General features: G+C 69.9%; 4 protein-coding genes. All 4 read right to left on the bottom strand.

Features of this window, described 5'->3' with window-relative positions; genetic code table 11:
- Positions 1–129: 129 nt before the first annotated feature.
- On the bottom strand, positions 130–909 hold the full coding sequence (locus EQG76_RS08495) for an ABC transporter ATP-binding protein (RefSeq protein ID WP_159712416.1): 780 nt from the start codon (positions 907–909) through the stop codon (positions 130–132).
- 2 nt (positions 910–911) lie between these two features.
- The gene (locus tag EQG76_RS08490; protein WP_200840661.1) at positions 912–2,045 is read right to left on the bottom strand and encodes an ABC transporter permease; all 1,134 of its coding nucleotides are present in this window, start codon (positions 2,043–2,045) and stop codon (positions 912–914) included.
- Between the two features lie 75 nt (positions 2,046–2,120).
- The gene (locus tag EQG76_RS08485; RefSeq protein ID WP_159712414.1) at positions 2,121–2,690 is read right to left on the bottom strand and encodes a tetratricopeptide repeat protein; all 570 of its coding nucleotides are present in this window, start codon (positions 2,688–2,690) and stop codon (positions 2,121–2,123) included.
- Positions 2,665–3,164 (bottom strand): UDP binding domain-containing protein (locus EQG76_RS08480; RefSeq protein ID WP_321573440.1); only part of this gene is annotated, 500 nt, incomplete at its 5' end. The genes EQG76_RS08480 and EQG76_RS08485, both read right to left, overlap by 26 nt.

Genomic DNA, 3,164 nt, shown 5'->3' with positions numbered 1-3,164 from the left:
TAGCGGTCAGTCTTGCGGTCGAGCGAGGAGCGCGCCAGCCAAGCGCCGAACACCGCGATCGCGACCAGCCCCAGGAGGACGAAGACCCCTACCACCACATGATGCGCGCGCGTCTCCATCGGCCTCCGCTCAGCCCGCTGCCTGACCGGCTTCGAGCGCCGCCCGCCCCCGCGGCCCGCCAAAGTACTGGCGCAACCAGGGGTCGTCGAGCCTGCGCAGTTCATCAATCGGTGCGACCACGGCCTTGCCGTTGATCAGCGCCGCCACCCGATCGGTGATCCGCATCAGCGAATCCAGGTCGTGGGTGATCATCACCACGGTGAGGCCGAGCGTCCGGGAGAGCTGCAGGATCAACTCGTCGAACGCCGCGGCCGCGATCGGATCCAGCCCGGCGGTCGGCTCGTCCAGGAACAGCACCTCGGGATCAATCGCGATGGAGCGGGCCAGGCCCGCCCGCTTGCGCATGCCGCCCGAAAGTTCGGACGGATATTTGTCCCGGGCATCGTCCGGCAGACCCACCAGCGCGATCTTCAGGCAGGCCAGCTCGGCCATCAGCGCCTCGGGCCAGCCGAAGCGCTCGCGCATCGGCACCTGGGCGTTCTCGGCCACGGTCAGCGTGCTGAACAGGGCGGCATCCTGGAACAGCACGCCGGTGCGACCGCGCAGCGCCACCAGCTTCTCGCGCGACAAGGAGGTGAGATCCGCGCCCAGCAGGCGGATCGTGCCAGCACTCGGCCGGAGCAGACCGAGGATGGTGCGCATCAGAACCGACTTGCCAGAACCGGAGCCGCCGACCAGGCCCAGCACCTCGCCGCGCCGCACCGTCAGGTCCAGCCCGTCATGGATGATGCGCTCGCCGAACCGAGTGACCAGGCCGTGCACCTCGATGATCGGGTCCGGATCGGCCATGCTCAGATCCCGAGCCGGACGAACAGGATGGAGAACAGCGCATCCACCACGATCACCAGGAAGATCGAGGCCACCACCGACTGGGTGGTCATCCGGCCCACGCTCTCGGCGTTGCGCTCCACCCGGAGCCCGTTCCAGCAGCCGATGAGCGCGATGGCGAAGGCGAATACCGGCGCCTTGACCAGGCCCACCAGGAGATGAGTGAGCGTCGCCACCTCGCCGAATCGGCCAACCAGCTGGACCCACGGGATGTTCAGCTCGAACAGCACCACCATCGCGCCGCCCAGCAGAGCGGCCGCGTCGGCGATGAAGGTGAGGATCGGCATCGCCAGCAGGAGGGCGAAGAAGCGGGGTAGGACGAGCGTGTCGATCGGGTCGATCCCGATCACGCGCATCGCGTCGATCTCCTCGTTCAGCACCATCGCCCCGATCTGGGCAGTGAACGCGCTGGCGGTCCGCCCGGCGACGATGATCGCGGTCAGCAGCACGCCCAGTTCGCGCAGCACCGCGATCGTCAGCAGGTCGACGGTGAAGATGTCGGCGCCGAACCGTACCAGCTGGGTGGCACCCTGCCAGGCCATCACCAGCCCGATCAGGAACGACAGGAGTACGGTGATCCCGACGGCGCCCAGGCCGGTCTGCTCGACATGGTGGGCCAGCGCCGTCCAGCGGATCTGCCAGGGCCGGGCCAGGGCCGCCGCGGTACGCAGGAAGATGGCGCCATAGAAGCCAAGCAGGGCCACGGCCAGCCGCCCTGCCTCCTCCATGGCCCGGCCGATCCTCCCCAGCAGGGCCACGACCGCCCCTGGCGGCTCCGCCAGTCGGTGATGGGCCAGCTTCAGGCTGCGCACATGCTGCAGGAGGTCCGCATCACCCGGCCCCTGCGGTGGCTCGGTCGTGACCTCCACCCCAGCGGCCTGGAGGTGTCGCTCCGTCCGGGCGATCAGCCAGGCGCCGCTGGTGTCGAGGCGCTCGATGCCGCAAAGGTCCAGGCTCACCCGGCGGACGCCGGCCAGCCGCACCGGCAGGCGCCGCAGCCGCACCGCCAGCCAGCCCGCCTGGTCGACCAGCCAAGCGCCAGCGCCCGTCACCACGGCCTGGTCGCCCTGCCGCTCCGCCTTCAGGATGGCACTCACGCGCCTGGATGCTCCCCGCCTCGGGTCCAAATGGTCCAAGGCGACCGTAGACGGGCAGATCGCGGCACGGGAAGCTCAGATGTCCCGCCCGAACAGCCGTGAGCGCAGTTCATCGGCCTGCCGTCGCACCGCGGCCATGGTCGGATGGATGGAAAGTGCCGCCTCGAAGGCGCGCAGGGCCGCCTCCGGATGGCCGCGCTTCAGATAGATTTCGCCGAGCCTTGCCAGCGCCTCGAAATGGCGGGGCTCCAGGGCCAGGGTGCGCTGGATGTCGCGCACCGCCGTGTCCAGATCGTCGAGCAGGAAGGCCACGGTGGCGCGCTGGTTCCAGGCCTCGGCGAAGTCCGGGGCGCGCTGCACCAGCTCGTCGAACCGCCGATAGGCGGCCGACCACTGCCGATCGCTCAGGAGTACCACCCCCTCGTCCAGCAGGCTCGTCACGATCCGGTCGGGATGGCGATACCAGATCGCCCGGATCCGCCCCTCGATCGCCGGCGCCTCGACCGCATCCGCCCGTCGCAGCCGGGCGAACAGATCGGGCAGCGCCGGGTCCCGCTGGTCGGCCAGCGCCCGCCGGGCGGCAAGCAGGGCGGGCAGCAGGCCCAGGAGGGCGCGGCGGCTACAGCCGCCAGAGGTCGATGCCATCGGGGGCAGAACCGCGGTCGAGCAGCCCCTTCACGTCCATGACCGGCCCCAGGCCCGCCTTCAGCAGCCAGCGCACGAAGTCCCAGCCGCCGGCCTCGAACGTCCGGTGCTTCACCGCGATGATCACCGCATCGGCCTGTTCCAGGGCATCGACGCTCCGTAGGGTGATGCCGTACTCGTGCAGGGCCGCCTCGGCATCCGCGGCCGGATCATGCACCTGGACCCGGATGCCGAACTCCTCGAGCCGCGCCACGATGTCGATCACTCGCGTGTTGCGGACGTCGGGCACGTCTTCCTTGAAGGTGAAGCCCAGCACGGTGACCAGGGCGTCGTTGGCGCGGCGGTGGCGTACCAGGCGCTTGATCGTCTCGTCGGCGATGTGGCGGCCCATCCCGTCATTGATCCGGCGCCCGGCCAGGATGACATGGGGCACGTAGCCGGCTTCCTCAGCCCGGCTGGTCAGGTAGTAGGGAT

It is taken from the genome of Geminicoccus flavidas, assembly GCF_009806515.1.
In the GTDB taxonomy this organism is placed as follows: Bacteria; Pseudomonadota; Alphaproteobacteria; order Geminicoccales; family Geminicoccaceae; genus Geminicoccus; species Geminicoccus flavidus.
The sequence above is the reverse complement of the archived record's forward strand: the minus strand, read 5'-3'. Positions and strand labels throughout refer to the sequence as shown.

Coding starts and splice junctions, on each gene's coding strand:
- EQG76_RS08495 (WP_159712416.1), bottom strand. CDS start 909: ATGGCCGATCCGGACCCGATCATCGAGGTGCACGGCCTGGTCACTCGG.
- EQG76_RS08485 (WP_159712414.1), bottom strand. CDS start 2,690: ATGGCATCGACCTCTGGCGGCTGTAGCCGCCGCGCCCTCCTGGGCCTG.